Here is a 26,305-nt window from a genome sequence, read left to right on the forward strand (position 1 = left end):
CCGCCCGCGACTGCGGGCGGGCGCTCAGAGTTCAGCCATGCCGGACGCGGTGCCCACCAGCGTATCTGTGTGCCCCGCACCGCAATTGCAGAATCGCCGCATCAGCTCCGGACGATCGGCGCCAGCCGACGCATCTGATCCACGCTCTGCACGCCCACCAGCAGCATTGTCACTCCGGCCTTTTCCCACACCGCCAGCTGTTCGCGCACGTGCGCCTCGTCGCCGATGATGGTGGTGTCCAGGATCATCCGGTCCGGCACCGCCGCGGCCGCCTCGTCCTTGCGGCCGGCCCGGAACAGCCGGGTGATCTCCTCGACCTCCTCGCCGTAGCCCATGCGGCGATAGACCTCGGCGTGGAAGTTCAGCTCCTCCGCACCCATCCCGCCGATGTACAGCGCCATGAAGGGCCGCAGCCGATCCAGTTCGGCCCGCACGTCGTCGGTGAGGATGACCTGCGCGGTGGCGGCGATCTCGAAGTCCGCGCGCGAGCGCCGCGCGCCCGGCCGGGCGAAGCCCTCGTCCAGCCAGGCGTTGTACATGTCCGCCAGCCGCGGCGTGTAGTAGATGGCCAGCCAGCCGTCGGCGATCTCCGCGGTCAGCGCAACATTCTTGGGCCCCTCGGCACCCAGCCAGATCGGCAGGTCCGCGCGCAGCGGATGGGTGATCGGCTTGAGCGGCTTGCCCAGGCCGGTCGCACCCGCCCCCTGATAGGGCAGCGGATAGTGCGGGCCCGGATTGACGACCTTCCCCTCCCGCGCCAGCACCTGCCGGATCACCCCGACGTACTCGCGGGTGCGGGCCAGCGGCTTGCCGAACGACTGCCCGTACCAGCCCTCCACCACCTGCGGCCCCGACACGCCGAGCCCGAGGATGTGCCGCCCGCCGCTGAGGTGATCCAGCGTCAGCGCCGCCATCGCGGTGGCCGTGGGGGTGCGGGCGGACAGCTGCACCACCGAGGTGCCCAGCCGTACCCGCTCGGTCCGCGACCCGTACCAGGCCAGCGGCGTGAACGCGTCCGATCCCCAGGACTCGGCGGTGAACACCGCATCGAACCCGGTCTCCTCGGCCTCGAGCACGAGTTCCTCGGCGTTGGTGGGCGGCTGCGCGCCCCAATAGCCGAGCTGCAAACCGAACCGCATCGCATTCCTTTCGTTCGCGACCCTCGAGCCGCATTTTCCCGCAGCCTTACGGATGCGCCATCACTCCCGGGTAACCCGCCGAACACGGGACCACTGGACAGACACCCGTACAGCGCTACTCTTGCCACCAGAATAAGAACCTGTTCTACTCGATATCGTGACTCAGGGGAACACCATGACCGGCACAATTGCGAAGGGAAGCGGTTCGGAAACGGAACCCGCTCCCGAGGTGCTAGCCGCAGAGCTGCGGATGAAGTTCGATTACACCCGATCGGTCGGACCGACCATCGGCCGATTCCTGACCGGGTTACGCGAGGGCCGCATCGTCGGCGTGCGCGGCTCCGACGGCCGGGTGATCGTGCCGCCGGCCGAATACGATCCCGTCACCGCCGAGGCGCTGACGGAGTTCGTCGACGTGTCCGATGTCGGCACGGTACAGAGCTGGACGTGGGTCGCCGAGCCGCTGCCCGGCCAGCCCTTCGACCGCCCGTTCGCCTGGGCGCTGATCACGCTCGACGGGGCCGACACCGCACTGCTGCACGCGGTCGATGTCGCCTCCCCGGACGAGATCCGCACCGGCCTGCGGGTGCGGGCGCGCTGGGCCGGCGAACGGACCGGCAGCATCCACGACGTCGCCACGTTCGAACCGGGCGACACCTCCGTGCCCGCCGCCGCGTCCGGTGACGCGGCCGAGCCGGTCACGGGCATCGTGACCCCGATCGACCTGCGCTACAAGCACACCGCCTCGCCGCAGGAGACGGTCTTCCTGAAGGCCATCGCCGAGGGCCGCCTGCTGGGCGCCCGCGCCGCGGACGGCAAGGTCTACTTCCCGCCGCGCGGCGCCGACCCGCGCACCGGCGACCCCACCGACGACTACGTCGAACTCGCCGACACCGGCGTTGTCACCACGTTCTGCATCGTGAACGTGCCCTTCCAGGGCCAGCGCATCAAGCCGCCGTATGTGGCCGCGTACGTGCTGCTGGACGGCACCGACATCCCATTCCTGCACCTGGTGCTCGGCTGCGAGGCCGGCGAGGTGCGCATGGGCATGCGCGTCAAGGCCGCCTGGAAGCCCCGCGAGGAGTGGACGCACGACGGGCTGGACAACATCTCCCACTTCGAACCCAGCGGCGAACCCGACGCTGCGTACGAAACCTTCCAGCAGCATCTGTGAGAGGCTGAGTCATTGAATACCGTATCGCGAAGCGATTCCATGAGGGGCGGCGGCCGGGCGACGGGCGGGCGCGACAACATTGACATCGCGGTGGTGGGGTTCGCCCACGCACCGCACGTCCGCGAGACCTACGGCACCACCAACGGTGTCGAAATGCTGGCGCCCTGCTTCCACCATCTGAAGGACAAGCTCGGCATCGGCGTCTCCGACATCGACTTCTGGTGCTCGGGATCCTCGGACTACCTTGCCGGGCGGGCCTTCTCGTTCATCTCGGCGATCGACTCGATCGGCGCGGTGCCGCCGATCAACGAATCGCACGTGGAGATGGACGCGGCCTGGGCGCTGTACGAGGCGTGGGTGAAACTGCGTACCGGACAGGCGAAGACGGCGCTGGTGTACGGCTTCGGCAAGTCCTCGGCCGGCACCCTGCGGCAGGTACTCACCCTGCAGACCGATCCGTATCTGGTCGCGCCGCTATGGCCGGACGCCGTCTCGATGGCCGGGTTGCAGGCTCGCGCCGGGCTCGATGCCGGGCGCTGGACCGAGCGGGATATGGCGGCGGTCAACGCCGCCGACGATGCGGAAATCGAGAAGCGGCTGGCCGCCCCCTACGTCGCGAATCCCTTCCGCGAGCACGACATCGCCCCGATCACCGACGGCGCGGCCGCCATCGTGCTGGCCGCCGGTAATCGCGCGCGCGAGCTGTGCGAGCGCCCGGCCTGGCTGACCGATATCGCGCACCGCATCGATACCCCGATGCTCGGCGCCCGAGATCTGACCACCTCTCCCTCGGCCGCCGCGGCGGCCCGCGCGGTAACCGGTGGCGATGCAGGCGGATTCGACGTCGCCGAGCTGCACGCCCAGTACAGCCACGAGCAGCTGATCCTGAAACAGGCCATCGGCCTGGGCGAGGGCACCCGCATCAACCCGTCCGGCGGGGCGCTGGCCGGAAATCCGATGTTCGCCGCGGGTCTCGAGCGCATCGGCTACGCCGCGACCGAGATCATGAACGGCACCGCGAATCGGGCGCTGGCGCACGCCAGTTCCGGACCCGCGCTGCAGCAGAACCTTGTGGCTGTCCTGGAGGGACGATGACAAACCTCGCCGCGGTGCTCGGCACCGGACAAACCCATCATGTGACGAAACGAACCGATGTCTCGATGGCCGGAATGTGCCGCGAGGCAATCGATCGCGCCCTCGACGACGCCGAACTCACCATGGCCGATATCGACGCGGTGGTCATCGGCAAGGCCCCGGACCTGTTCGAGGGTTCGATGATGCCCGAGCTGTTCATGGCCGATGCGCTGGGCGCCACCGGAAAACCGCTGCTGCGCGTGCATACCGCGGGTTCGGTCGGCGGCTCGACCGGCATCGTGGCGACCAGCCACGTGCAGGGCGGCGTGCACGGCAAGGTGCTCGCGGTCGCGTGGGAGAAGCAGTCCGAATCCAATGCGATGTGGGCGCTGTCGAATCCGGTGCCGTTCACCAAGCCGGTCGGCGCGGGCGCGGGCGGCTACTTCGCCCCGCACGTGCGCTCCTACATCCGGCGCGCGAACGCCCCGCTGCACATCGGCGCGATGGTCGCGGTGAAGGACCGCCTCAACGGATCCCGCAATCCGCTGGCCCACCTGCAGCAGCCCGATATCACCATGGAATCGGTGCTGGCCTCCCAGATGCTGTGGGACCCTATCCGTTTCGACGAGACCTGCCCGTCCTCGGACGGCGCGTGCGCGATCGTGCTGGGCGACGAGTCCTCCGCCCGCACGGTCGAGGCGTCCGGCAGGAAGGTGGCGTGGGTGCACGGCACCGCGATGCGCACCGAACCGCTGGCCTACACCGGGCGCGACCAGGTGAGCCCGCAGGCCGGACGCGACGCCGCGGCCGCGCTGTGGAAGCAGGCGGGCATCACCAATCCGCTCGAGGAGATCGACGCGGCCGAAATCTACGTGCCCTTCTCGTGGTTCGAGCCGATGTGGCTGGAGAACCTGGGCTTCATGCCCGAGGGCGAGGGCTGGAAGCTGACCGACGCCGGGGACACCCGCATCGGCGGCAAGCTGCCGGTCAACCCCTCCGGCGGCGTGCTCAGCTCGAACCCGATCGGCGCCTCGGGCCTGATCCGCTTCGCCGAATCGGCCAAGCAGGTGATGGGCCGAGCCGGGGCATACCAGGTGGACAACGCACGCAAGGCGTTCGGGCACGCGTACGGCGGTGGGTCCCAGTACTTCTCCATGTGGGTTGTCGGGTCGGAGCGCCCGTGACCGAGCGAAGCGAGGCGCAGCTATGACGATGCAGTTCACCCTCGGGATCGCGCTGAGCCCGCTCGATCAGCTGCCCAAGCTGGCGAAAACGGCGGAGGAGTGCGGGTTTTCCAACATCGCGCTGCCGGATTCGCTGTTCTACATGGAATCCCAGTCCGAGAAGTACCCGTACACCCCGGACGGCAGCCGGTTCTGGACCCCGGATACCCCGTGGGTGGATCCGCTGATCGGCGCCACGGCAATGGCCGCGGTGACCGAGCGGATCCGCTTCTACACCAACGTGTTGAAGCTCGGCTCTCGCAATCCGCTGCTGCTGGCCCGGCAGGTGGGCTCGGTGGCGGCGATGAGCGGCAACCGATTCGGCTTCGGCGTCGGCATCGGCTGGGCGCCCGAGGAATTCGAATGGTGCGGGGTGCCCTATGCGCGCCGCGGTGCGCGGGTCGACGAGATGATCGAGGTCATCAAGCTGGTCCTGGGCGGTGGCATGGTCGAATTCCACGGCGAGTTCTACGATTTCGACAAGCTGCAGATGAGCCCCGCCCCCTCGGCGCCGGTGCCGTTCTACATCGGCGGGCACACCGGCCCCGCGCTGCGGCGCGCGGCGAAGGTGGGCGACGGCTGGTGCTCGGCGATGATGAAGTACGACGACATCGTCTCCACGATCGCCGAACTCGCCAGGCTGCGTACCGAATACGGGCGGGCGGAGGATCCGTTCGAGATCCAGGTGGTCTGCATCGACAAATTCGGCCGCTCGGGCTACGAGGAACTGGCGCAGGCCGGGGTTACCGACTCCATCGTGGTGCCGTGGGTCTTCGACGGCCTGGGCTTCGACGCGGACCTTGCCGCCAAACAGGATTCGCTGCGCAAGTTCGCCGAGCAGTACATCGACAAGCCGATCGGAGCCTGACATGACGACACCCATGACCGGCGAGAAGACCCATCCCGCCCGGGTCGCCGGCGCCGCCTCGCAGGCTGCGGTGCGCACCCGCGACAAGGAAGCCTGGCTGGCGCTGTTCGCCGCCGACGGCATCGTCGAGGATCCGATCGGCCCCTCGGCCTTCTCCCCCGACGGCACCGGCCATCGGGGCCGCGCCGCCATCGCGGCCTTCTGGGACAAGGCGATCGCGCCGACCGAGTCGATCGAATTCGTCTTCGGGGATTCCTTCGCCTGCGGCAACGAGGTCGCCTTCACCGGCCTGATCCGTACCCGGATCGGCGGCCAGATCGTCGATGCCGAGGGCGTGTTCACCTACCGTGTCGACGCCGAGGGAAAGATCGCGGCCCTGCGCGCGTACTGGGAGACCGACCGGGCGATGAAGACCCTGCGGCCGCAGGAGTAAGCGCGGATGACGAAGGGCGGGTACCGGATTCGGTACCCGCCCTTCGTCGCGTCGGAGGTGGTCGTCTAGTGCGCGACCGGGCAACCGCCCTGGTAGCCGACCTGGAACTCCTTGATCCCGTTCAGCCAGCCGGACTGCAGGCGCTTGGGATCGCCGAGCTTGGTGATGTCGGGCAGGTGGTCGGCGATGGCGTTGAAGATCAGGTCGATCTCCAGGCGGGCCAGGTTGGCGCCGATGCAGAAGTGCGCGCCGGTGCCACCGAAGGCCAAGTGGTCGTTGGGGTTACGGGTGATGTCGAAGGTGTAGGGGTCCTCGAAGACGTCCTCGTCGAAGTTCGCCGAGCGGTACATCATCACCACGCGGTCGCCCTTCTTGATCGTCACGCCGCCCAGTTCGGTGTCCTCGAGCGCGGTGCGCTGGAAGGAGGTGACCGGGGTGGCCCAGCGGATGATCTCGTCGGCGGCGGTCTTGGGACGCTCCTTCTTGTAGAGCTCCCACTGCTCCGGATTCTCCAGGAACGCGATCATGCCGTGGGTGATCGCGTTGCGGGTGGTCTCGTTGCCGGCCACCGCGAGCAGGATCACGAAGAAGCCGAACTCCTCCGAGGTCAGGGACTCGCCGTCGATATCGGCGTTGACCAGCTCGGTCACGATGTCGGTGGCGGGGCAGCCCTTGCGGGCCTCGGCCATCTGGTAGGCGTAGCCCAGGATCTCCATCGACGCGGTCACCGGATCGGCGGTCGACTCGGGATCGTCGTAACCGGTCATGTCGTTGGACCACTGGAAGACCTTCATCCGGTCCTCCTGCGGCACGCCGATCAGCTCGGCGATGGCCTGCAGCGGCAGCTCACAGGCGACCTGGGTGACGAAGTCACCGGCACCCGAGGCCGCAGCGGCCTCCACGATCGACTTCGCGCGCGCGGACAGCTCGGCGCGCAGGCCGTTGACCGCCCGCGGGGTGAAGCCCTTGGAGATCAGCTTGCGCATCCGGGTGTGCTGCGGCGCATCCTGATTCAACAGCACGAACCGCTGCAGCTCGATCGCGTCGCGGGTGATGTCGTCGTTGAAGCGCGGGATGGCGGTGTTCTCGTAGTTGGAGAACACGTCGCTGCGGCGGGACACCTCCTTCACGTCGGCGTGCTTGCTGACCACCCAGAAGCCCTCGTCGTGGAAGCCGCTGACATCCGGGGACTGCGGGTTCCACCAGATCGGCGCGCTGCGCCGGAGTTCGGCAAGCTCCTCGACCGGGACCCGTCGGGCCCACAGCGCCGGGTCGGTCACGTCGAACCCCTCGGGCAGGTTCGGTGCAGTGAGGGCGTCTACCACCAGCTGTCTCCTTCGACTAACTGAAACACGTTCTACCTTCATTGCAGCATAGGTGGTATCAGTAGTAAAGAAGCCATCTGAGGCTCCCCCACCATTTCAACGAACCTGTTTCAGTTTCAACCCGGAGGGACACCATGGGAACACCGGTCATCGTCGAGGCCGCACGCACGCCGATCGGCAAGCGCAACGGGTGGCTGGCCGGCCTGCACGCGGCCGAACTGCTCGGCGCCGCACAGAAGGGACTCCTGGACAAGGCCGAGCTCGACCCGAGCCTGGTCGAGCAGGTCGTGGGCGGCTGCGTGATGCAGGTCGGCGAGCAGGGCAACAACGTCACCCGTACCGCGTGGCTGCACGCCGGGCTGCCATACCAGACCGGCGCGGTCACGATCGACAACCAGTGCGGTTCGGCGCAGCAGGCCACCGGCCTGGTCGCGGGCCTCATCGCCACCGACGCGATCGAGATCGGCATGTCGTGTGGCATCGAGTCGATGAGCCACGTGCCACTGGGCGCCAACGTCGGTGAGAACGCGGGCCCCCGCCGCCCCGCCTCGTGGAACATCGACATGCCCAACCAGTTCGAGGCGGCCGAGCGAATCGCCAAGCGGCGCGGCATCACTCGCGACGACGTGGAGGAACTGGGCGAGCGCTCGCAGCGCCTGGCCGCGCAGGCGTGGCGCGAAGGCCGTTTCGACCGTGAGGTTTTGACCATCGCCGCGGCCCCGCAGGTCGACAAGGAGGGCAAGCTCACCGGCGAGACGATGGACGTGAGCCGCGATCAGGGCCTGCGTGAGACCACCCGCGAGGGCTTGGCCAAGCTCAAGCCGGTCATCGAGGGCGGCGTACACACTGCGGGCACCTCCTCGCAGATCTCCGACGGCGCGGCCGCGGTGCTGCTGATGGACGAAAAGGCCGCGCAGCGACAGGGATTGCGCCCGCGCGCCCGCATCGTCGCGCAGTGCCTGGTCGGCAGCGACCCGTATTACCACCTGGACGGCCCGGTCGACGCGTGCACCCGGCTGCTCGAGAAGTCCGGCATGAGCATCAGCGACATCGACCTGTTCGAGATCAACGAGGCCTTCGCCTCGGTGGTGCTGTCGTGGGCGTCGGTGCACAAGCCCGATTTCGATCGGGTGAACGTCAACGGCGGCGCGATCGCGCTCGGACATCCGGTGGGCAGCACCGGCGCCCGGCTCATCACCACGGCGCTGCACGAGCTCGAGCGGTCCGGCAAGAGCACCGCGATGATCCTCATGTGCTGCGGCGGCGCACTGGCCACCGGCACCATCATCGAGCGAATCTAGCAAACCCGGCAAATCGGTCAAGTGCGGATCCTGGTCCCGCACATCGGCTTTCCGCGAATCCGCGCGCCGAAACGCCGACATGGCTAAGGTCCTCATGTGCGCCGTTGGCGCATATGAGACACACCAAGATCAACCCATGGAACGCTCCAGATCGCGGCGGTTCTGGACTGAGCAGGGACCTTTCGGCGAAGTTGAATGTTCATCCCCGGATTACCTGAACGTGGCGTACGCCACACAAACTGCAGTACAGACCACATGATGAGATGTCAGCTATTCTAAGGTTATCAACCAGCGGTCGGACGGGACCCTCGCGACGGGCCAGAATCGGTCTCTGCCTGCGGTTCCCGACAACCGTTGCGGTAGCCCGCAAACGCGGCGGCCATCGTCAGTTCGCGAACCGGACGTCTGGAAGCTTCAAGGAAATCACGAATCAGGCGTAGGTTTTCAGTTACTCAGCCGCTAATATCAATGATACGTATCCGAGATAACGACTGTTAGTACAGCGAAGGGAATTGGGCGGCTCACAATGGCTGATTTCGCGGCGCGGCTGAACAAGCTGTTCGAAACCGTGCATCCCCCGGGGCGTAAGCCGCACACCAACGCCGAGGTGGCGGCTGCGCTGACGGCCTCCGGCCATCCGATCTCGAAACCGTATCTCTCGCAGTTGCGGTCGGGACAGCGCACCAACCCCTCTGACGAGACGGTGGCCGCGCTGGCGAAGTTCTTCAAGGTCAAACCGGACTACTTCTTCAACGACATCTACGCGGCCAAGATCGACCACGATCTGGAGCTGCTGTCCCAGCTGCAAGGCTATGGACTCCGTCGTCTGTCGAGTAGGGCGTTCGACCTGTCTGAAGAATCTCAGAATCTCCTGACCTCGATGGCCGAGAAGCTGCGGGCGAGCGAGGGTTTGCCCGAGATCCCGCCGGACGGCACGGAATAGCAAGACCCACAAGGCAACACAGTGCGGCACCTCGGACCGCACTGTGTTGCTTTGAGTGGACAACCGAAGCGGGGGACGCTTCGGCCTGAGTCGTGAGCACAGTAGGTCACGGGCCCGGTAGGTAGGGGTTCAGCCGCTCACGCGCGCAGTGCGCCACCGCATCCCGGGGTCGCGAGCCCCGGTGCGGTGCTCGCGGCGTTTGTCGTGCGCTCTGCCGCCGCGGTAATCGTTTCTCACGGTCGAAATACCGACCACACATCCCGCCCGCCCATGCCGCCCCGGGACGGGTGATGTGATTTACACCGCCAAACTGGTCGGTCCGGCGAACGATGAGCTTACAGATGAACGTTCATTTGCAGCGGTTCGCGCGCATATGCGGCACAACCGAATCCGGTCGCCTCGACCCGAATACCCGCGGCGGCCACCGCTATCGGCGCGTCGCGGCCGCGGTGGCCTCGGTCTCGTCGAATGCCCGGGCGATCGCCTGCACCCAGCCGCGCGGGCTCGAGCCCTGCGGCGGCGCGATCCACCGCGCGTCGATCACCACCTCGCCGAGGGGATTGCGTGCCCATTCGGCGACCCGCTCGGCCCGCTCGGTGGTGGATCCGGACGGGGTGCCCGCGGCCATCAGCTCCACCCCGCCGCCGGACTGCAGATACAGCGCGTCCATGATCTGGGCGACCTGGTCCGAGGCCTTGAGCTGGGTGGTCGAGCCGGTCTGATCGTGCGCCACGACCTCCGGGAAGCGCTTGGTCATGGTGACGTGCAGGGGCCGGATCTGCCGCAGCAGCACCCGCGCCCGCACCCACAGTTCGATGACGATCCACACCGCGCCGATCGCGATCATCAGGCTCGACACCTGCCAGACCGGCCAGTACCAGCCCGGATTCTTGGGCAGGGCCTCCGGTTCCCCGATGGCCAGGCGGCGGATCGAGAGCGCCGAGAGCACGCCGACGACGATGGTGCCGACGGTGTAGAGGGCGATGCCGCGGCCCAGCGCCGTCCAGTCCAGGTTGCGCAGGCCGGTCACCGCGATGAACACGCAGCCCACCAGCGTCACCACCCAGCCGAAGAGCACCGACCAGAGGATCGTGGCCGCCATCGCGGCCAGCCCGAGGGCATAGATCACCAGCGCGATCTGACGCAGATTGCGCCGCGACACCACGGGCCACGCCGCCGCGGCCACCACCGAGGTGGCCACGGTGAACAGCAGCCAGGCGGCCGTGGTCAGGCGATCGGCGAGCATGGCGCCGGACAGGCCGTGCGGCAGCAGATTGTCCAGGGCCAGACCGACTTCGGGAATCGAGACCGTCGCGGCGGCCGCCACCGAAGCGACGGCGACGACGATCGCGACGCGGGCGGTGGTCGCCGGTTTCACCAGCACGCGCCCGACGCGCGCACCCGCGGCCATCCACACCAGCAGGGCTGTCAGCCAGAATGTCATGTGTTTCCCCCTATCGGTGCCTGTCGCGGATGACCGAGGGGCCCTCCGTGGTTACGCAAGCTGCCTCCTCCAGGCCCCGACTCGGTCATCCGAGTGCCTCGTCGAACCGGAGCACCGAGACGCCCGCGCCCCGGTTGCGGAACACCCGCAGGCGGGTCAGGAGCATGCTGGCGAAGGTCTCTGCCTCCCATTCGGCCTGCTCGTCCTCGCCATCGTCCACGACCTGCTGATGGGCGCGCTGGCTGAGCATGTAGGCGATGAGATCGTCGCTGGCCTCCAGCGTCACCTCGGTCGCCGGCTCGCCGGGGTGGTCGAAGATGATGTGCCCGAGCTCGTGGGCGAGGGTGTGCTCGCGGCTCGGCAGGCCCGAGGCCAGCACGATCACGTCCTTCTCCGGGTAGCTGCGCCGCTGACCGCACACACCGGGACCCAGTGTGGCACTGGCGATCTCGATGGTGCGGCGGCGCTCGGCCGAGATGGCGAGCACGACCTCGTCGAGATCGGTGGCGTCGAAATCGGCGGCGACCGCGCAGACCGCGTCGACGGCGGCCGCGACGCGGCGATACGAACGGCTGCTGCTTTGGACGCGACTCTCCGTCATCACTTCACCACCCTCATGCCCTCGGGAAGAATTCGGCGCGCGCGGCATCGATCCGCGCCTGCGCGGCCGAGGCGCTCTGGAAGCTGACCGCGCCGGAACCGGCGGCGGCCAGGGCCATCGCGATGACGCCGCCGATCACGCCCAGCACGTTCGCCTTGGGCAGGCCGGTGCTGGCCGCGGTGGGCCGCACGGCCGGATTCGGCTTGGCGGGCGGGGCCGGCGCCGCCACGACGGGCGGGGGTGGCGGCGGAGGTGCCGCCGCCGGGACCGGCACTGCGGGCAGTGCGACCGCCGGAACCGGCACCGCGGGCACCGGGACGGGCGGGATGGCCAGGGGCGCCGCCGGTACGGGCGGCACCGGGGGCGGCTGCAACAGCAGCAGGAGCAGCAGGGGGGACGCCGCCGCGGCCGAACCCAGGGCAGCCGAGCCGGTGAGGGCCGAACCCGTTCCGGCCAGCCCGGCCAGGGCCGAACCCACTGCGGCGGAACCAGTTCCGAGCAGAGTGGCGAGCAGGGCGCCGGCGGCCGCGCCGGTTCCGGCCAGCGCCGAACCCGTGCCCGCCAGCGCGGAGCCCGTGGTGGCGCCCGCGGAACCGACTGCGGCGGAACCGGTTACGCCGAGCCCGGCCGCGGTGCCCAGAGCCGCGGAGCCCGTGCCGAGTGCCGCCGAGCCGATGGTCGCGCCGGCGGAGCCGACGGCCGCGGAGCCGGTGCCCGCGAGTGCGCCGGCGCCCAGCCCGGCCGAGCCCACCGCCGCGGAACCCACCGCGGCCGACCCGGTGCCGAGCAGGGGGCCAATACCCAGCAGGCCCGCGAGCCCCTCGATGCCCGCGGCCGGGGTGGGCCGCACGGGCACGCCGGGGCCACCGGGCCCGGATCGGCCGCGCGCCGCAGTGCCGGGTGTCACAGAACCCCGCGTGACCAGGTCGGGAGCCTGCTGCGTGGGCTCGGGAGCGACGCTGGAACGGCCGGGAATGCGCAGCGGAATACCCTGGCTCGAATTATCCGAATTGCCCGGGGCGGCCGGGATTCCCGGCGTGCACTTCGGGCAGGGGGTGGGCTGGGCATCGGCGAGCAGGGGGGCCAGGGCGGGCCCTAACAGCCCATAACCGGCGGCAAGTCCGGTCACTGTCAGGACGCGCAGAATGCGACCTATGGCCATGCGCTTGCCCTTCCCCTCATCTTCGAGCGCAGATCAATGCCCGGTCGCTAGCTCACACGGACTTAAGCGGATGCCGATCATCATAACTGCGGTATTCGGTGCCGAACTGTGGCCGGATCGTTGCCGCGGGGAAGGGTTGCGGAGCGTCGTGCGATCCGGCGGGGGCGTGTCGTCCCGAGCCCTTCGGGCCCGGGACGGGTCGCCAGGTCAGGCGCCGTAGACCGCCTCCGGCGCGGCCGCCTTGGCAATCAGCTCGCGTACCGCCGAGCCCAGCTCGGCGGGCTCCCAGCGGGCGCCGCGATCGACCGGCACGCCGTGCCGCCAGCCGTCGGCCAGGGCCACCTTGCCGCCCTCGACCTCGAACATCCGGCCCGTTACCCCGGCCGAGTCGGCGCTGCCCAGCCACACCACCAGCGGCGAGACGTTCTCCGGGGCCATCGCGTCGAAGCCGTCCTCCGGCTTGGCCATCATGTCCGCGAAGACGGTCTCGGTCATGCGCGTGCGGGCCGAGGGGGCGATGGCGTTGACGGTCACGCCGTAGCGCGCGAATTCGGCTGCGGCCGTGATGGTCAGCGCGGCGATGCCGGCCTTGGCGGCGGCGTAGTTGCCCTGTCCGACGCTGCCCTGCAGGCCCGCGCCGGAACTGGTGTTGATGATGCGCGCATCGACGGCGTTGCCGGCCTTGGACTGCCCGCGCCAGTACTCGATGGCGTGCCGCATGGTGGCGAAGTGGCCCTTGAGGTGCACCCGCACCACCGCGTCCCACTCCTGCTCGGACAGGTTCACCAGCATCCGGTCCCGGACGATGCCGGCGTTGTTGACCAGCACGTCCAGGCCGCCGAAGGTCTCGACCGCCTGCGTGATCAGGCGCTGCGCGCCCGCCCAGTCCGCGATGTCGCTGCCGTTGACCACGGCCTTGCCGCCCAGCTCGAGGATCTCCTCGACGACCTGCGCGGCCGGGGTGTCGGCGCGCGGGGTGCCGTCGAGTTCGGCGCCGATGTCATTGACCACCACATTGGCCCCGGCGGCGGCGAAGGCCAGGGCGTGCGCACGCCCGAGGCCGCCGCCCGCGCCGGTCACGATGACGGTGCGCCCGGCGCAGATCTTCTCGTTGTCAGCCATATGTGTGCTCATTTCGGTTGTCGTGCAGGATGATTCAACAGAGCTGCGGGATCACGGCGTGGCGGTCGCAGAGTTGACCGTGGCCGCGTCCAGGAAGGCGGGGCGCTCGCCGCCGCCGTGCATCAGCATCGTGCCGCCGCTGACGTAGGAGGCCAGCGGGGAGGCCAGGAAGGCCGCGCAACGACCGATGTCCTCCGGCACCGCCAGGCGCCCCAGCGGCACCGTCGCCGAGACCGCGTCGATGCCCGCCTGATCGCCGAAGTGCAGGTGGCTGCTCTCGGTGTGCACCATGCCGACGATCACCGAATTGATCCGCACCTTGGGCGCCCATTCCACGGCCAGCGAGGAGACCAGGCTGTCGATGCCCGCCTTGGCCGCGCCGTAGGCCGCGCTGCCCGGCGAGGGCCGATGGCCGCTGACGCTCGAGATCATCACGATCGAGCCGCCCTGGTCCTGGGTCTGCATAACGGCGTTCGCGGCCTGCGAGACCAGCAGCGGCGCAAGCAGATTCAGCTCGACGATCTTGGCGTGGAAGTTGCGGCTGGCATCAGCGGCCAGCGCGAACGGCGCGCCCCCGGCGTTGTTGACCACGTGATCGAGGCGGCCGTGCCGCGCCACGATCTCCTCGATCATCGCGGCGACCGCGTCGCCGTCGCGCACGTCGCAGGGCAGGAATTCGGCCGTGCGGCCGGAGCTGGTGATCGGAGCGTCCGCGGGACGGCGCGCGCAGGTCACCACGGTCGCGCCGGCGTCCAGGAATACCCGGGTGATCCCGGCTCCCACGCCCCGCACGCCGCCCGTGATCAGGACTACGGATCCGGAAAGGTCCACTTCGATTGCCACCGTGCTAACCTACCAAGCAAATGCTTGTTTTGCCAACGATGGGACTTGGGATGGGGATCAACCGTCACACCGAAACCGAGGGCGTCGAGGTCGTCACCGTCGACTACCCGCCGGTCAATGCCCTGCCGTCCGACGGGTGGTTCGCCCTGGCCGACGCGATCCGCGAGGCCGGGCGCAACCAGGACACGCGCGTGGTCGTGCTGCGCGCGGAGGGGCGCGGCTTCAACGCGGGCGTGGACATCAAGGAGATGAACGCGGACAGCGGGCACACCGCGCTGATCCGCGCCAACCACGGCTGCTTCGAGGCGTTCGCGGCGGTCTACGACTGCCAGGTCCCGGTCGTCACCGCGGTCAACGGCTTCTGCCTCGGCGGCGGCATCGGCCTGGTCGGCAACTCCGATGTCATCGTCGCCTCCGACGACGCCACCTTCGGCCTGCCCGAGGTGGATCGCGGCGCACTGGGCGCGGCCACCCATCTCGCGCGCCTGGTCCCCCAGCACCTGATGCGGACCATGTTCTACACCGCGGGCAAGCTCACCGCGCAGCAGCTGCACCACTACGGCTCGGTGTACAAGGTCGTGCCGCGGGCCGAACTCGACTCCGCCGCAATGGAAGTAGCGAAGAACATTGCGAACAAGGACGGCCGCGTCATCCGCGCCGCCAAGAAGGCGCTGAACGGCATCGACGTGCAGGACGTGCACCGCTCCTACCGCTACGAGCAGGGCTTCACCATGGAGCTGAACCTGGCGGGCGTGGCCGACGAGATCCGGGCGCGCTTCGACGACGATCTGGCCGCCCAGAAGAAGGGGAAGTAGAAAGCCATGCGCGACAAGCGAATGACGCTCGACGAGGTCGTCGGCGAGCTGCGCAGCGGAATGACCATCGGCCTGGGCGGCTGGGGTTCGCGGCGCAAGCCGATGGCCCTGGTGCGGGCGCTGTTGCGTTCGGACGTCACGGATCTGACCGTCGTCACCTACGGCGGTCCCGACCTGGGGCTGCTGTGCTCGGCGGGCAAGGTGCGCAAGGCGTACTACGGCTTCGTCTCCCTGGACTCCGCGCCGTTCTACGATCCCTGGTTCGCCAAGGCGCGTACCGAGGGCGCGATCACCGTGCGCGAGATGGACGAGGGCATGGTCAAGTCCGGCCTGCAGGCCGCCGCCGCCCGGCTGCCGTTCCTGCCCACGCGCGCCGGATTGGGTTCGGCCGTGGTCGATTTCTGGGAGGGCGAGCTGAAAACCGTTGCCTCGCCGTATCCGACCGACGGCAAGACCGAAACCCTGGTGGCGATGCCGGCTCTGAACCTCGACGCCGCGTTCGTGCACCTGGATCTGGGCGACAAGCACGGCAACGCCGCGTACACGGGCGTCGACCCGTACATGGACGACCTGTACGCGCTGTCCGCGGAGAAGCGGTACCTGTCGGTGGACCGTCTCGTCGAGACCGACGAACTGGTCAAAGCCGTTCCGCACCAGGCCCTCATCCTCAATCGCATGATGGTCGACGGCGTGGTCGAGGCGCCCGGCGGCGCGCACTTCACCTTCTCCGGCAGCTACGGCCGCGACGAGAAGTTCCAGCGCCACTACGTCGAGGCCGCCAAGACGCCCGAGTCGTGGGCCGAGTTCAAGGCCCGCTACCTGGACGTCTCCGAGGGCGAATACCAGGCCGCCGTCAAGGCTTTCGCGGAGGAGCAGAAGTGAACGACACCAGCACCATTACTCGCGCCGAGATCTGCGTGGTCGCGGCCGCCGAGATCTTCCGGGGCGCGGGCGAGATCATGGCCAGCCCGATGTCCACCGTCACCACCATCGGCGCGCGGCTGGCCCGGCTGACCTTCGAGCCGGACCTGCTGCTGTCCGACGGCGAGGCGCTGTTCTTCGCCGAGGTCCCCCCGATCGGCGGCAAGGCGCCCATCGAGGGCTGGATCCCGTTCTCGAGGGTGTTCGACGTGGTGGCCTCGGGCCGCCGGCACGTCGTCATGGGCGCCAACCAGATCGACCGGTACGGCAACCAGAACCTCTCGGCGTTCGGGCCGCTGCAGCAGCCCACCCGGCAGATGTTCGGCGTGCGCGGCGCGCCCGGCAACACCATCAACCACGCCACCAGCTACTTCGTGCCCAAGCACAACAGGCGCGTGTTCTGCGAGAGCGTCGACATCGTGTCCGGAATCGGTTACGACAAGGTCGATCCCGAGAATCCCGCCTACCGGTTCCACCACCTGCACCGAGTGGTCTCGAACCTGGGTGTCTTCGATTTCGGCGGCCCGGACCACACACTGCGCGCGCTGTCGCTGCACCCGGGCGTCGGCGCCGACGAAGTCGCCGAGAACACCTCGTTCGAGATCGCTGGGCTCGGCGAGGCGGGGCAGACCCGGCGGCCCACCGAGGAAGAGCTCACCATCATCCGGACCGTGCTGGACCCCAAGGGCTTCCGCGAGAAGGAAGTGACGGCATGACCGCTCAGCGTTTGAGGACGCCGCTGACCGAGCTGGTCGGCATCGAGCACCCGATCGTGCAGACCGGCATGGGCTGGGTCGCCGGTCCCGGTCTGGTCGCGGCCACCGCCAATGCGGGCGGTCTCGGCATTCTGGCCTCGGCCACCATGACCTTCGAGGAACTCGAGCAGGCCATCGCCAAGACGAAGGCCAAGACCGACAAGCCCTTCGGCGTCAATATCCGCGCCGACGGCTCGGACGCCACCGAGCGCTGCGAACTGATGATCCGCGAGGGCGTGAAGGTCGCCTCGTTCGCGCTGGCCCCCAAAAAGGAGCTCATCGCGCGGCTGAAGGACAACGGCGTGGTGGTCGTGCCGTCCATCGGCGCGGCCAAGCACGCGGTCAAGGTCGCCTCGTGGGGTGCGGACGCGGTGATCGTGCAGGGTGGTGAGGGCGGCGGCCACACCGGCTCCGTCGCCACGACCCTGCTGCTCCCGTCGGTGCTCGACGCCGTCGACATTCCTGTGGTGGCCGGTGGCGGCTTCTTCGACGGCCGGGGGCTGGCCGCCGCGCTGTCCTACGGTGCCGCCGGTGTCGCGATGGGCACCCGCTTCCTGCTCACCCAGGACTCGAGCGTGCCGGATTCGGTGAAGCAGGAGTACCTCAAGCGCGGACTGATGGACACCGTCGTCTCCAAGAAGGTCGACGGCATGCCGCACCGGGTGCTCAACACCGAACTAGTCGACAAGCTGGAGCACTCCAGCGGCGTCCGCGGCCTCACCGCCGCGGTCTCCAATGCCTTCAAGTTCAAGGCCATGACCGGCATGAAGTGGTCGACCATCGTCAAGGACGGCCTGGCCATGCGCAAGCATAAGGACCTCACCTGGTCCCAGGTCATCATGGCCGCCAACACCCCGATGCTGCTGAAAGCCGGTCTGGTGGAGGGCAATACGCACGCGGGCGTGCTCGCCTCCGGTCAGGTCGCGGGCATCATCGAGGATCTGCCCACCTGCCAGGAACTCATCGACCGCATCGTCGAGGAGGCCATCGCGCGCATCGACGCCGTCGCCGCACTGCGCCAGGGAGCAGGCGCGGCCCCCACCGCCTGATCGGCACCTGCCGGCCGATCGCACCCCGGCCCGCCCCCGCGCTCTCCTCTCGTCGCGGGGGCGGGCTGTTGGTTTCAGTCGCCGTTGCCGCGGCTACCGAGAACGCTGCCGTTCAGTCGTCGTAGTGACCCCGACAAACCGATCACGATCACCTGCCCGTTCTCGGCCACGAAGTACAGCAGCCGATGCTCCTGGGTTATCCGTCGCGACCAATGACCCGCCAGCCGACCCCGCAGGGGTTCCGGTTTGCCGATGCCGCGAAACGGGTCCGCCGCCGCAGCGCGCAACAATTGCCTGATGCGCTTCTTCAGCTGCGGGTCACGATCCCAGGAGTCGTAATCCTCCAGGCCCTTGACGGTGAAACCGATCTTGTCACTCATCGTCGTCGCCGAGGGCCACCATCGTGTACTCGCCGCGACGGGCGGCATCGGCCGATTCGATCAACTCGACACCGCCATGAGTAGCGAGTACGTAGAGGGTTTCCTGGATCGAATTCCAGTCGTCCTCGGACACAAGCACGGCGTTACGTCCGGACTTGGTAACCACGGTCACGGTGTCGCGGTCGTCGTTGACCTGGTCGACCAGGCTGAACAGGTTCTTGCGGACGTTGGATATCGGCATGCTGGCAGGCATGGTGCGCCTCTCAGCGTCACGGATAGTTGTACAACTAATGGTACCACTTCCGCGTTACCAGGGCAGTTGCCCGTACTCCCCGTCGTGCTCGCCGCCCCAGATGTGGCCCCACAGCTGCCCCGACGGGCCGTCGGCAGAGAGGGTCGCCAGGTGCACCGTGGGCTCGGCGCCCTGCTCCGCCGTACGGAATCCGGTGTGCCCGTTGAGATCCGTGGCGCAGTAGCCCGGGTTCGCGGCGTTGACCTTGATCGGGGTGTCCCACAACTCCTTGGCGTACTGCGCGGTCACCATGTTCAGCGCGGTCTTGGAGGCGGCATAGGGGATCGAGGCCATGCCCCACATCGGGCCGTCGGGGTTCATCTGCGCGCCGATGGATCCGACCTCGCTGGAGACGTTCACGATGCGGGCTGCCTCGGCCCGGCGCAGCAGCGGGAGCATCGCATTGGTGACCGCGACGACACCGAAGATGTTGGTCTCGAAGACATTTCGCAGATTCGCCAGACCGGTCGTGGACGGTTTGCCGTCGCCGTCGAACACGCCGGTGATGCCCGCGTTGTTGACCAGGACGTCGAGCTTGCCGTATTCGGCCTCGATCCGCGCGGCCGCGCGGGCGATGGATTCCTCGTCGGTGACATCGAGCTGTACGAAGTGGACGTCGGCGCCCTCGGCGGCCAGCTTCTCGGCGGCGGCCTCGCCGAGTTCGGCGCTGCGCGCGCCCAGCAGAACCGTCATGCCGCGCGCGGCGAGCAGGCGGGCGGTCTCGTATCCGATGCCCTTGTTGGCGCCGGTGATCAGTGCTGTTGTCGTCATGAACTCAGCGTGACGGCGCGCGAGCGCTCCGGGGAGGACCAAGTTGTACCACCCATGGCTCACCCCTGAGCGCCACACTGGAGGCATGGCCGATCGCAGACAACTCGCCGACTTCCTGCGCACCCGGCGCGCCAAGCTGCGCCCGAGCGACGTAGGACTCCCCGACGGTATGAACCGGCGCACACCCGGTCTGCGCCGCCAGGAGGTTGCCCAGCTGGCCGGCCTGTCGGTGGACTACTACATCCGGCTCGAGCAGGCCCGCGGCTCCAATCCCTCTCGCCAGGTGCTCTCCGCGCTGGCCCGGGCCCTGATGCTCACCGCGGACGAGCGCGAATACCTGTTCCGGACGGCGGGCGAGAATCCTCCGCAACTCGCCGGGCCGAATCGCACCGTGCCGCGATCGGTGCGCATCATGCTGGACAACCTCGTCGACACACCCGCCTACGTCGTGGACGCGACCTACGACATCCTGGACTGGAATGCGGCGGCCGTGCCGTTCATCGGCGACCTGTCCAGCCATCCCGAGTCCGACCGCAACATGATCCGCTGGGTCTTCCGGCAGCCCGCCGACCACCCGCACTGGGACGACGAGTCCGCCGTGGCCTTCGCCTACAGCACGGTCGCCGACCTGCGCGCCGCGTACGCCCGCTATCCGGGCAATCCGGCGATCGCCCGGCTTGTCACCGAATTGCTGGGCACCTCACCGCTTTTCGCGCGGATGTGGGCGGATCACGACGTGGAGGTCCGGCGCGGACACCGCAAGCGGGTGAACCATCCCGAATTCGGTCCGCTGGAATTCGAATGCCAGCTCATGCGCATCTCCGATACCGACCAGAGTGTGATCCTCTATTGCGCCGAGCCCGGCACGCATACCGCGCAAGTATTCCGTAGCCTCACGGCCCGCACGGAAGCGAGTCAGGGGTAGCACAAGCGTCGCGGTGGCGGCCTGCTTCATGCCCGTTACCGCTGGCACCGGGATAAGCTGGCCGGGAAGCCCGAAGGGAGGACCCGATGACAACCGCCTGGGAAGCACTCCCGTCCTGGATGCTGCCGCCTCGGCCGAGCGGATGGGAGGCCGATGACCTCGACAACGCATCCGACCTCCCCCGACACACCGAGCTGATCGATGGAGCGCTGATTTTCATGATGTCTCCGCAGCGGTCCTGGCACGCCCGCGTCATCACCCGGCTGACGACCGCACTGGACGATCAGGCTCCCGAAAGATTCGTGATCGACCGGGAAATGACGATCACACTGAACCGGAAAAATCGGCCCGAGCCCGACGTCCTTGCTGTCACAGTCCCGTACGACCCGGACCGCACACGATACCTTCCCGACGAGGTCGCCCTCGCCATCGAAGTCGTCTCGGATGAGTCTGCCGACCGCGACCGGTCACTGAAGCCGTTCAAGTACGCGCACGCGGGAATCCCGCACTACTGGCGTATCGAGGAGGAAAACGGCCTTCCGGTCATCCACACGTACGAGCTCGATGACACCACCCGCGCCTATGTCGCCACCGGAATCATCCGTGATCGCATGAAGACAGCGGTCCCTTTCGACATCGATATCGACCTGCCTCGTCTCGTTCGCTGATCAGTACTGCGACGGCACCCGACTGAGCAGACGCAATACGTGATGTTCGATCACGTTGTAGCCGAGTTGGATTCGTCGATATCGAGAATCGGGCGAGCCGCGCTCTCCGAGAAAGGTTCGATCAGCGCGGAGTGATCTCGACCCGGTTGTCGTGGAACACCGCGCCGCCGTTGAAGTCCGAATCGCGTTCGGCGATGGTCGCATTCACCGTGGCTCCGTTGGTGAACTTCGCCCAGCGACCCTTGGTGGTCGCCGCGACGCCGGGGCGCACGCGGTCGGACACCTCGGCGACCGCCTCGAACGAGCCGCGGGCGTTGGCGACCAGCACCGGTGCGCCGTCGGTGATGCCGCGGGCGGCCGCGTCGTCGGGGTGGATGGTGACGCGGGAATCGCCCTCGCGGCGGCGCAATTCGGGGTTGGAGCCGAACGTGGTGTTCAGGAAGTGGTGTGGGGCAGCGGAAATCAGCACCAGGCCTGAGCCACTATCCGACGGGGGCGTGTAACCCGGCAGCGGATCGTGCCCGGCCCGCTCGGCGCGCAGCGAGGTGAACATCACCTTCTCCGTCGGCACGGGCCGCGCCGGGACCTTGAGGAAACCGTCGGCCCGCAGGCGGTCGATGTCGTAGTCCTTCAGCAGCGTGCGGGCCAGCTCCTCGTCGGAGTCGTACAGCGCCGGCTCCTCGAACCCCATGCGCCGGGCCAGGCGGCGGAACGTCTCGGTGGTGGACAGGCATTCGCCGGGCGGCTCGACCGCCTTCTCGTTCCACGCCAGGTACAGATTCCCGTAGGCGGCGATCACGTCGAGGTGTTCGGGCTGCATCGTCGCGGGCAGCACGATATCGGCGTAGTCGACGGTGTCGGTCGGAAAGTGTTCCAGCACAACGGTGAACAGATCCTCGCGCGAGAGCCCCTCGATCACCTTGCGTTGGTCGGGATTCGAGCCCACCGGGTTGGCCGCGACCACGAACAGCGCCTTGACCGGAGGATCGGTGCGTTCGAGCAGATCCCGGCCGATCCGGGTCTGCGACAGCATCCGCACCGGATTCGGCAGCAGATCGAAGCGGACCATGTCCATCATGTTCAGCTGGAAATGCCCGCTCGTCGAATAGTGCAGTCCCCCACCGGGAATCGCCCAATCACCGGTCACGGCGGGCAGGCAGGCCAGGGTGCGCAGCGCCATCCCGCCGCCGGCATGGCGCTGGATGCCCTGCGAGGCACGGATCGCGGTCGGGCGGGTACGGGCGATCCGCTCGCCGAGTTCCACGATCTTATCCACCGGCAGCCCGGTGATCTCCGCGACCCGATCGGGCGTGAATTCCGCTATGCGGCCCCGGAATTCGTCCCAGCCCTCGGTGTGCTCGGCGAGGTATTTCTCGTCGTGCGCGCCCAACGACACGATGACGTTCATGAGCCCGAGCGCCAGCGCGGCATCGGTGCCCGGGAGCGGGGCCAGATGCTCGTCGCAGCGCTCGGCGGTGCGGCTGCGCACCGGATCGATCGCGATGGTGTACGCCCCGCTGTCCTGAATGAACTTCCAGATGTGATGCCCGGAGGTCAGCGGATTGGTCCCCCACAGCAGGATCAGCTGGGACTTGGCGAAATCCTCCGGATCCATGCCGCCGGCCGTGCCCAGCGTGTACTTCAGGCCGGTCGACCCCGACACCGAGCAGATCGTCGGATCGTGCAGCGAGGCCCCCAGCACATTGAAGAACCGCCGCCCCGCGAACCCCTCCAGCCCCTGGATGTACCCGAGACTCCCGGTCCCCAGGAACGGCCAGATCGCCTCGCCCCCGTACTCGTCGACGATCCCCATCAGCCGCGCGGTGATCTCGTCGAGCGCCTGATCCCAGGTGATCCGCTCGAACTTCCCCTCCCCCTTACGCCCGACCCGCCGCATCGGATACGTGATCCGATCCGGCGAATTGACCTGCTCGAGGTACCGATTCACCTTCACGCACAGCGCACCCCGGGTGACCGGATGATTCTTGTTCCCCCGCATGCTCACGGCCACGCCGTCCTCGACGGTCACTTCCCACGAACACCCGTCGGGACAATCGAGCGGACACGCACCGAGCACCTTCACACTCCGATGGTAGGCGACCCGCCGCACCGGCCGACCCGCACGTCAGCCCGAACCGCCCGAGCAGGTGCGCGATCCGGCTGGTAGGGGCCCCGCGCGGCGGTCCGTGAGAGTTCGGTTCCAGGTGAATCCGACGCTATTGGTAGCCTCGCTTCAGCAGGAACCTCGCTCCCGACTCGAAGCCCTCGGGGCTGAGCATTTCGAAACCGAACGCGTCGGCGAGCCGGTTGGTGGTGTCGAATGCGGCGCAGACGGCCAGGGCGTCCCGAATCTGCTGGGGTGAGACGCCCGCGGACAGCACGGCGCGCATATCGTCGGCGCTGACTGCTCCCGCTCTGGTCAGCGTGCCGAGCATCCGCAGCGTCGCCCGGAGTCCGTCCTCGATGGGCGCCGATTCGAGGTCGGTCAGCACGGCCCGCACCTTGGCCTCGTCGTGGTAGGCCTGCCCCGCGGTGGCGGTGTGCGCGCCGACGCAGAACGCACACGTGTTGACCGTCGAAATGTAGGCAGCCATCAGTTCCCGGTCTGCCACCGACCAGCCCGACGGCCCCCGCATCGCCGCGTGGGTGAACTTCTTCGCCCGGGTGCCGTAGAAGCCGGGGCGATAGAAGGTCAGCTTCGCGGCGTCGGGCAGCGCTTGCCCGGAGAACATCCGGATGAGCGCGAACAGGGCCTTGGTCCCGGGCCGGTAGCCCGTGTTCAGGATCTCGAGGCGCATTAACCGGCCTCCCCGCCGCCGGACGCCGCGGCCAACGCCGCGAGCCCCGCGTCGTACAGCCGCGCCGACCGTCCCACGGCAGCGCAGATCACCAGCTCGAACAGCTGATCCTCGCTGAACCCTGCCGCCCTGCCCGCCTCGAAATCCGCATCGGCGATCTCCCCCGGACGCCCGACAACCTTGTCGACCAGCCCCCGCAGCGCCTCCGGAAGGTCCGCACCCCGAAAGGCACGCCCCCGCTCCTCTACCGACGCCTTCCCCTCCCCGCTCACAACACCGTCCACCAGCGCCCGATGCATGGCCCGCTTCTCGTCCTCGTCCGGCATGGCGACTCGCCTCCGTCTCGTTCGGCTACCTCCCGAGCCCAACGGTAGGCGCTGCGGGGAATGAATTCGGGCTGTTCGGGCCGGGCAGCGCGGGTGAGCTAGGAGTGGAGCACCTCGCCCAGCCGCGGCAGGACCGTTCGCTTCCACCCTCGCTCCATGGCGTTTGCGCGCCATCTTCTGCCGACGGTCTTCGACGTCGAAACCCGTCTGGGTCAATAGCAGTCGTGTGCCGCGACCCTGCCGGCGCAACGTCCAGTCAACGATCCATCGGACGGGATGTTCGGCCCGCAGATATGTCCAGCTGTAGGTCAACTGTTCGTGCGGACGGGCCGTCAGCACCTCACAGTCGATCTCCTCGGCCGACGAATCGGGGACGGTGAAGCGGAAGCGGGTTCCGACCGAAGCGGCGAATCCGGTCGGGCGCAGCAGCCATCGCTCCAGCAGATCCGGGTCCGTCAACGCCCGCCACACGGCGTCCGGCGGCTGCGGCAGAAAGCTGTCGAGCTCGACCGCGGCGGGATTCAACTGTGGATCAGCGATCATCTGCATCACATCGGATTAGGGCGGGGCCTCGGTGCGGCCTCGGATTCACTTCGACTGGCCTTCCTTGAATTTTTCCTCCAGCTCCGCAGCCAGCTCCGGTTTCTCGGCCTCCATCTTCTGAACGTATGCGACCGCATCGCCGACGGTTTTCAGGCTCGCCATGTCCTCGTCGGGAATCTGCACCCCGTACTTGTCCTCCAACTGCACGGCGATCTCCACCAGCGACAGCGAGTCGATGTCCAGATCCTCGACGAAGGACTTCTCGATCAGCACCTCCGACGGGTCGATGCCGGTCACCTCCTCGACGATCTCCGCGATACCGGCGACGATTTCTTCCTGCGTAGCGGCCACGAATCCACCCTTTCCCGGTGCACATCTCGGCGTCCGCCGCTCGTGCGCGAGCGGCGGTGCCAGTACGCTAAAAGCTCCACCGGGGTGGAGGTTCAAGAGGTTGTGACGGACGACACACGGTCGGGTGCACCGGTGAGCATCGGTGAGCTGGCCCGCCGCACCGGTCTCGGGGTGCGCACAATCCGGTTCTACTGCGACGAGGGCATTCTGGAATCCCGCCGCAGCCCGGGCGGGCATCGGATGTTCGACGCCGAGGCCGCCACCGAACGACTGCTGCTGGTCCGGCGGTTGCGCGAGCTCGGTCTCGGGCTGGGCCCGATCACCGCGGTGCTGCGCGGGGATCGGTCGATCGCCGAGGCCATCGCCGGCGAAAGTGCGCGCCTGGAGATCGAATTCAGGGCGTTGGCGTGGCGCCGCGCGTCACTGCGCGCGATCGAGACGGCCACCCCGCCACGACGGGCCGAGCTACTCGCGCTGCTGGCCGCCGCACACGACGCCGGCGCGGTCCACGACAGCCTCGTGCGATTCTGGCGGCGCATTCTCGCGCCGATCCGCGGGGGCGACACCGCGGGCTGGATATGCTGGAACGTCCCGGAACCGCCCGCTGATCCATCCGTCGAGGAGATCGTCGCGTACGCCGAACTGGCGGCCCTCGTCGCCGACCCCGGCATGAACAGTGTGGTGCGACAGCAATTCTGGCGAAATCACTCGGAGCTGATCCGTAACCATCGCGGACTGTACAGCGACCTGGGCGAGGTCATGGTGGACGTAGTGCCACTGGTGACCGCAGGCGTGCGGCCATACAGCGGCGGCGAACTCGACCGATTCGTCGACGCCCACGCCGCCGCACGAGGCGAACGCGATTCGGTCCGCTTTCGTGAGCTATTGCTCACCGGCGCAACCGATACCGATCACCGGATTCATCGGTACTGGACCCTGACTGCCCGGTTCTTCGGAAATCGCGTCACCATCGGCCAGGCCCACCACTGGATATATGCCGCACTGGCCCAGTCCGCCGGCCGCCCGCACTAGGCGCGGCCTCGGGTTCACTTCTCGATC

28 protein-coding genes are annotated in these 26,305 nt (G+C 68.1%); 14 read left to right on the plus strand and 14 right to left on the minus strand.

Features of this window, described 5'->3' with window-relative positions; translation table 11 throughout:
• Nucleotides 1-101: 101 nt before the first annotated feature.
• Complete coding sequence (locus tag ABH933_RS34915) at nt 102-1,139, minus strand: LLM class F420-dependent oxidoreductase (RefSeq protein WP_429423953.1); 1,038 nt, start codon at nt 1,137-1,139, stop codon at nt 102-104.
• Between the two features lie 175 nt (nt 1,140-1,314).
• Between ABH933_RS34915 and ABH933_RS34920 the strand changes: the two genes are divergently transcribed.
• From ABH933_RS34920 to ABH933_RS34940, 5 genes are read left to right on the plus strand one after another with little or no spacing between them, the layout of a single operon-like run.
• On the plus strand, nt 1,315-2,313 hold the full coding sequence (locus ABH933_RS34920; RefSeq protein ID WP_429423954.1) for a Zn-ribbon domain-containing OB-fold protein: 999 nt from the start codon (nt 1,315-1,317) through the stop codon (nt 2,311-2,313).
• 39 nt (nt 2,314-2,352) lie between these two features.
• Entirely contained in the window at nt 2,353-3,408 is a 1,056-nt protein-coding gene (locus ABH933_RS34925) for a thiolase domain-containing protein (RefSeq protein WP_429423955.1), read from the plus strand.
• Nucleotides 3,405-4,571 carry a thiolase domain-containing protein gene (locus ABH933_RS34930; RefSeq protein ID WP_429423956.1) on the plus strand — a complete coding sequence of 389 codons (1,167 nt, stop codon included), beginning with the start codon at nt 3,405-3,407 and terminating at the stop codon, nt 4,569-4,571. Before ABH933_RS34925 ends, ABH933_RS34930 begins: the two co-directional genes overlap by 4 nt.
• Before the next feature lie 28 nt (nt 4,572-4,599).
• Nucleotides 4,600-5,478 carry a TIGR03619 family F420-dependent LLM class oxidoreductase gene (locus ABH933_RS34935; protein WP_429424068.1) on the plus strand — a complete coding sequence of 293 codons (879 nt, stop codon included), beginning with the start codon at nt 4,600-4,602 and terminating at the stop codon, nt 5,476-5,478.
• Between the two features lies 1 nt (nt 5,479).
• Nucleotides 5,480-5,911, plus strand: a complete 432-nt coding sequence (locus tag ABH933_RS34940) for a nuclear transport factor 2 family protein (RefSeq protein ID WP_429423957.1) — start codon at nt 5,480-5,482, stop codon at nt 5,909-5,911.
• A gap of 65 nt (nt 5,912-5,976) precedes the next feature.
• Here ABH933_RS34940 and ABH933_RS34945 read toward each other — a convergent pair whose 3' ends face one another.
• Nucleotides 5,977-7,278, minus strand: coding sequence for a cytochrome P450 (locus tag ABH933_RS34945; RefSeq protein WP_215916041.1), 1,302 nt, complete (start codon nt 7,276-7,278; stop codon nt 5,977-5,979).
• 92 nt (nt 7,279-7,370) lie between these two features.
• Here ABH933_RS34945 and ABH933_RS34950 point away from each other — a divergent pair, with 92 nt between their 5' ends.
• Together ABH933_RS34950 and ABH933_RS34955 are read left to right on the plus strand one after the other, a co-directional pair.
• Nucleotides 7,371-8,537, plus strand: a complete 1,167-nt coding sequence (locus ABH933_RS34950; RefSeq protein WP_215916040.1) for a steroid 3-ketoacyl-CoA thiolase — start codon at nt 7,371-7,373, stop codon at nt 8,535-8,537.
• Between the two features lie 526 nt (nt 8,538-9,063).
• Nucleotides 9,064-9,480, plus strand: coding sequence for a helix-turn-helix domain-containing protein (locus ABH933_RS34955; protein ID WP_011207048.1), 417 nt, complete (start codon nt 9,064-9,066; stop codon nt 9,478-9,480).
• Nucleotides 9,481-9,907: 427 nt separating this feature from the next.
• On the opposite strand, the gene ABH933_RS34960 is transcribed toward ABH933_RS34955, so the two are convergent.
• The 5 genes from ABH933_RS34960 to ABH933_RS34980 form a co-directional block, all read right to left on the minus strand.
• Nucleotides 9,908-10,924 (minus strand): hypothetical protein, encoded by a 1,017-nt coding sequence (locus tag ABH933_RS34960; protein WP_429423958.1) that lies wholly within the window; start codon nt 10,922-10,924, stop codon nt 9,908-9,910.
• Nucleotides 10,925-11,009: 85 nt separating this feature from the next.
• Nucleotides 11,010-11,525, minus strand: a complete 516-nt coding sequence (locus ABH933_RS34965) for an ImmA/IrrE family metallo-endopeptidase (RefSeq protein WP_429423960.1) — start codon at nt 11,523-11,525, stop codon at nt 11,010-11,012.
• A gap of 13 nt (nt 11,526-11,538) precedes the next feature.
• Nucleotides 11,539-12,687, minus strand: a complete 1,149-nt coding sequence (locus ABH933_RS34970) for a hypothetical protein (RefSeq protein ID WP_429423962.1) — start codon at nt 12,685-12,687, stop codon at nt 11,539-11,541.
• Nucleotides 12,688-12,894: 207 nt separating this feature from the next.
• Nucleotides 12,895-13,809: an SDR family oxidoreductase gene (locus ABH933_RS34975; protein WP_429423964.1), complete on the minus strand. Its 915-nt coding sequence runs from the start codon at nt 13,807-13,809 to the stop codon at nt 12,895-12,897.
• Nucleotides 13,810-13,860: 51 nt separating this feature from the next.
• Complete coding sequence (locus ABH933_RS34980) at nt 13,861-14,652, minus strand: SDR family oxidoreductase (protein WP_429423966.1); 792 nt, start codon at nt 14,650-14,652, stop codon at nt 13,861-13,863.
• A gap of 50 nt (nt 14,653-14,702) precedes the next feature.
• Here ABH933_RS34980 and ABH933_RS34985 point away from each other — a divergent pair, with 50 nt between their 5' ends.
• From ABH933_RS34985 to ABH933_RS35000, 4 genes are read left to right on the plus strand one after another with little or no spacing between them, the layout of a single operon-like run.
• Complete coding sequence (locus ABH933_RS34985; RefSeq protein ID WP_429423968.1) at nt 14,703-15,467, plus strand: enoyl-CoA hydratase family protein; 765 nt, start codon at nt 14,703-14,705, stop codon at nt 15,465-15,467.
• Nucleotides 15,468-15,473: 6 nt separating this feature from the next.
• Nucleotides 15,474-16,349 (plus strand): CoA transferase subunit A, encoded by an 876-nt coding sequence (locus ABH933_RS34990; RefSeq protein ID WP_429423970.1) that lies wholly within the window; start codon nt 15,474-15,476, stop codon nt 16,347-16,349.
• Complete coding sequence (locus ABH933_RS34995; protein ID WP_429423972.1) at nt 16,346-17,104, plus strand: CoA-transferase subunit beta; 759 nt, start codon at nt 16,346-16,348, stop codon at nt 17,102-17,104. The genes ABH933_RS34990 and ABH933_RS34995 overlap by 4 nt, the downstream gene beginning before the upstream one ends.
• Nucleotides 17,101-18,192 (plus strand): NAD(P)H-dependent flavin oxidoreductase, encoded by a 1,092-nt coding sequence (locus tag ABH933_RS35000; RefSeq protein WP_429423974.1) that lies wholly within the window; start codon nt 17,101-17,103, stop codon nt 18,190-18,192. Before ABH933_RS34995 ends, ABH933_RS35000 begins: the two co-directional genes overlap by 4 nt.
• Nucleotides 18,193-18,266: 74 nt before the next feature.
• Here ABH933_RS35000 and ABH933_RS35005 read toward each other — a convergent pair whose 3' ends face one another.
• From ABH933_RS35005 to ABH933_RS35015, 3 genes are all read right to left on the minus strand, one after another.
• Nucleotides 18,267-18,572 (minus strand): Txe/YoeB family addiction module toxin, encoded by a 306-nt coding sequence (locus tag ABH933_RS35005; protein ID WP_429423976.1) that lies wholly within the window; start codon nt 18,570-18,572, stop codon nt 18,267-18,269.
• Nucleotides 18,565-18,813: a type II toxin-antitoxin system Phd/YefM family antitoxin gene (locus tag ABH933_RS35010; RefSeq protein ID WP_429423978.1), complete on the minus strand. Its 249-nt coding sequence runs from the start codon at nt 18,811-18,813 to the stop codon at nt 18,565-18,567. Before ABH933_RS35010 ends, ABH933_RS35005 begins: the two co-directional genes overlap by 8 nt.
• Nucleotides 18,814-18,879: 66 nt before the next feature.
• Nucleotides 18,880-19,635, minus strand: a complete 756-nt coding sequence (locus tag ABH933_RS35015; protein WP_429423980.1) for an SDR family NAD(P)-dependent oxidoreductase — start codon at nt 19,633-19,635, stop codon at nt 18,880-18,882.
• An 85-nt stretch (nt 19,636-19,720) separates the two neighbouring features.
• On the opposite strand from ABH933_RS35015, the gene ABH933_RS35020 reads away from it, so the two are divergent.
• Nucleotides 19,721-20,560 (plus strand): helix-turn-helix transcriptional regulator, encoded by an 840-nt coding sequence (locus ABH933_RS35020; protein WP_429423982.1) that lies wholly within the window; start codon nt 19,721-19,723, stop codon nt 20,558-20,560.
• 86 nt (nt 20,561-20,646) lie between these two features.
• On the plus strand, nt 20,647-21,228 hold the full coding sequence (locus tag ABH933_RS35025; RefSeq protein ID WP_429423984.1) for a Uma2 family endonuclease: 582 nt from the start codon (nt 20,647-20,649) through the stop codon (nt 21,226-21,228).
• A gap of 121 nt (nt 21,229-21,349) precedes the next feature.
• Here ABH933_RS35025 and ABH933_RS35030 read toward each other — a convergent pair whose 3' ends face one another.
• The 4 genes from ABH933_RS35030 to acpM all read right to left on the minus strand — a co-directional run bounded on the left by ABH933_RS35030 (nt 21,350) and on the right by acpM (nt 25,246).
• On the minus strand, nt 21,350-23,338 hold the full coding sequence (locus tag ABH933_RS35030) for a molybdopterin-containing oxidoreductase family protein (RefSeq protein WP_429423986.1): 1,989 nt from the start codon (nt 23,336-23,338) through the stop codon (nt 21,350-21,352).
• 106 nt (nt 23,339-23,444) lie between these two features.
• Nucleotides 23,445-24,026, minus strand: a complete 582-nt coding sequence (locus ABH933_RS35035) for a carboxymuconolactone decarboxylase family protein (protein WP_429423988.1) — start codon at nt 24,024-24,026, stop codon at nt 23,445-23,447.
• Nucleotides 24,026-24,895, minus strand: coding sequence for an SRPBCC domain-containing protein (locus tag ABH933_RS35040; protein WP_429423990.1), 870 nt, complete (start codon nt 24,893-24,895; stop codon nt 24,026-24,028). The genes ABH933_RS35035 and ABH933_RS35040 overlap by 1 nt, the downstream gene beginning before the upstream one ends.
• 45 nt (nt 24,896-24,940) lie before the next feature.
• Nucleotides 24,941-25,246, minus strand: a complete 306-nt coding sequence (gene acpM / locus ABH933_RS35045) for a meromycolate extension acyl carrier protein AcpM (protein WP_429423992.1) — start codon at nt 25,244-25,246, stop codon at nt 24,941-24,943.
• 102 nt (nt 25,247-25,348) lie between these two features.
• On the opposite strand from acpM, the gene ABH933_RS35050 reads away from it, so the two are divergent.
• The gene (locus ABH933_RS35050) at nt 25,349-26,278 is read left to right on the plus strand and encodes a MerR family transcriptional regulator (protein ID WP_429423994.1); all 930 of its coding nucleotides are present in this window, start codon (nt 25,349-25,351) and stop codon (nt 26,276-26,278) included.
• Nucleotides 26,279-26,305: the final 27 nt, after the last annotated feature.

Source organism: Nocardia sp. GP40 (assembly GCF_050434125.1).
Lineage (GTDB): Bacteria > Actinomycetota > Actinomycetes > Mycobacteriales > Mycobacteriaceae > Nocardia > Nocardia albiluteola.

What these genes read in the sequence shown, in the direction of transcription:
- ABH933_RS34915 (WP_429423953.1), bottom strand. Translation starts at nt 1,139, where the DNA reads ATGCGGTTCGGTTTGCAGCTCGGCTATTGGGGCGCGCAGCCGCCCACC.
- ABH933_RS34920 (WP_429423954.1), top strand. Translation starts at nt 1,315, where the DNA reads ATGACCGGCACAATTGCGAAGGGAAGCGGTTCGGAAACGGAACCCGCT.
- ABH933_RS34925 (WP_429423955.1), top strand. Translation starts at nt 2,353, where the DNA reads ATGAGGGGCGGCGGCCGGGCGACGGGCGGGCGCGACAACATTGACATC.
- ABH933_RS34930 (WP_429423956.1), top strand. Translation starts at nt 3,405, where the DNA reads ATGACAAACCTCGCCGCGGTGCTCGGCACCGGACAAACCCATCATGTG.
- ABH933_RS34935 (WP_429424068.1), top strand. Translation starts at nt 4,600, where the DNA reads ATGCAGTTCACCCTCGGGATCGCGCTGAGCCCGCTCGATCAGCTGCCC.
- ABH933_RS34940 (WP_429423957.1), top strand. Translation starts at nt 5,480, where the DNA reads ATGACGACACCCATGACCGGCGAGAAGACCCATCCCGCCCGGGTCGCC.
- ABH933_RS34945 (WP_215916041.1), bottom strand. Translation starts at nt 7,278, where the DNA reads ATGAAGGTAGAACGTGTTTCAGTTAGTCGAAGGAGACAGCTGGTGGTA.
- ABH933_RS34950 (WP_215916040.1), top strand. Translation starts at nt 7,371, where the DNA reads ATGGGAACACCGGTCATCGTCGAGGCCGCACGCACGCCGATCGGCAAG.
- ABH933_RS34955 (WP_011207048.1), top strand. Translation starts at nt 9,064, where the DNA reads ATGGCTGATTTCGCGGCGCGGCTGAACAAGCTGTTCGAAACCGTGCAT.
- ABH933_RS34960 (WP_429423958.1), bottom strand. Translation starts at nt 10,924, where the DNA reads ATGACATTCTGGCTGACAGCCCTGCTGGTGTGGATGGCCGCGGGTGCG.
- ABH933_RS34965 (WP_429423960.1), bottom strand. Translation starts at nt 11,525, where the DNA reads ATGACGGAGAGTCGCGTCCAAAGCAGCAGCCGTTCGTATCGCCGCGTC.
- ABH933_RS34970 (WP_429423962.1), bottom strand. Translation starts at nt 12,687, where the DNA reads ATGGCCATAGGTCGCATTCTGCGCGTCCTGACAGTGACCGGACTTGCC.
- ABH933_RS34975 (WP_429423964.1), bottom strand. Translation starts at nt 13,809, where the DNA reads ATGGCTGACAACGAGAAGATCTGCGCCGGGCGCACCGTCATCGTGACC.
- ABH933_RS34985 (WP_429423968.1), top strand. Translation starts at nt 14,703, where the DNA reads ATGGGGATCAACCGTCACACCGAAACCGAGGGCGTCGAGGTCGTCACC.
- ABH933_RS34990 (WP_429423970.1), top strand. Translation starts at nt 15,474, where the DNA reads ATGCGCGACAAGCGAATGACGCTCGACGAGGTCGTCGGCGAGCTGCGC.
- ABH933_RS35000 (WP_429423974.1), top strand. Translation starts at nt 17,101, where the DNA reads ATGACCGCTCAGCGTTTGAGGACGCCGCTGACCGAGCTGGTCGGCATC.
- ABH933_RS35005 (WP_429423976.1), bottom strand. Translation starts at nt 18,572, where the DNA reads ATGAGTGACAAGATCGGTTTCACCGTCAAGGGCCTGGAGGATTACGAC.
- ABH933_RS35010 (WP_429423978.1), bottom strand. Translation starts at nt 18,813, where the DNA reads ATGCCGATATCCAACGTCCGCAAGAACCTGTTCAGCCTGGTCGACCAG.
- ABH933_RS35015 (WP_429423980.1), bottom strand. Translation starts at nt 19,635, where the DNA reads ATGACGACAACAGCACTGATCACCGGCGCCAACAAGGGCATCGGATAC.
- ABH933_RS35020 (WP_429423982.1), top strand. Translation starts at nt 19,721, where the DNA reads ATGGCCGATCGCAGACAACTCGCCGACTTCCTGCGCACCCGGCGCGCC.
- ABH933_RS35025 (WP_429423984.1), top strand. Translation starts at nt 20,647, where the DNA reads ATGACAACCGCCTGGGAAGCACTCCCGTCCTGGATGCTGCCGCCTCGG.
- ABH933_RS35035 (WP_429423988.1), bottom strand. Translation starts at nt 24,026, where the DNA reads ATGCGCCTCGAGATCCTGAACACGGGCTACCGGCCCGGGACCAAGGCC.
- ABH933_RS35040 (WP_429423990.1), bottom strand. Translation starts at nt 24,895, where the DNA reads ATGATCGCTGATCCACAGTTGAATCCCGCCGCGGTCGAGCTCGACAGC.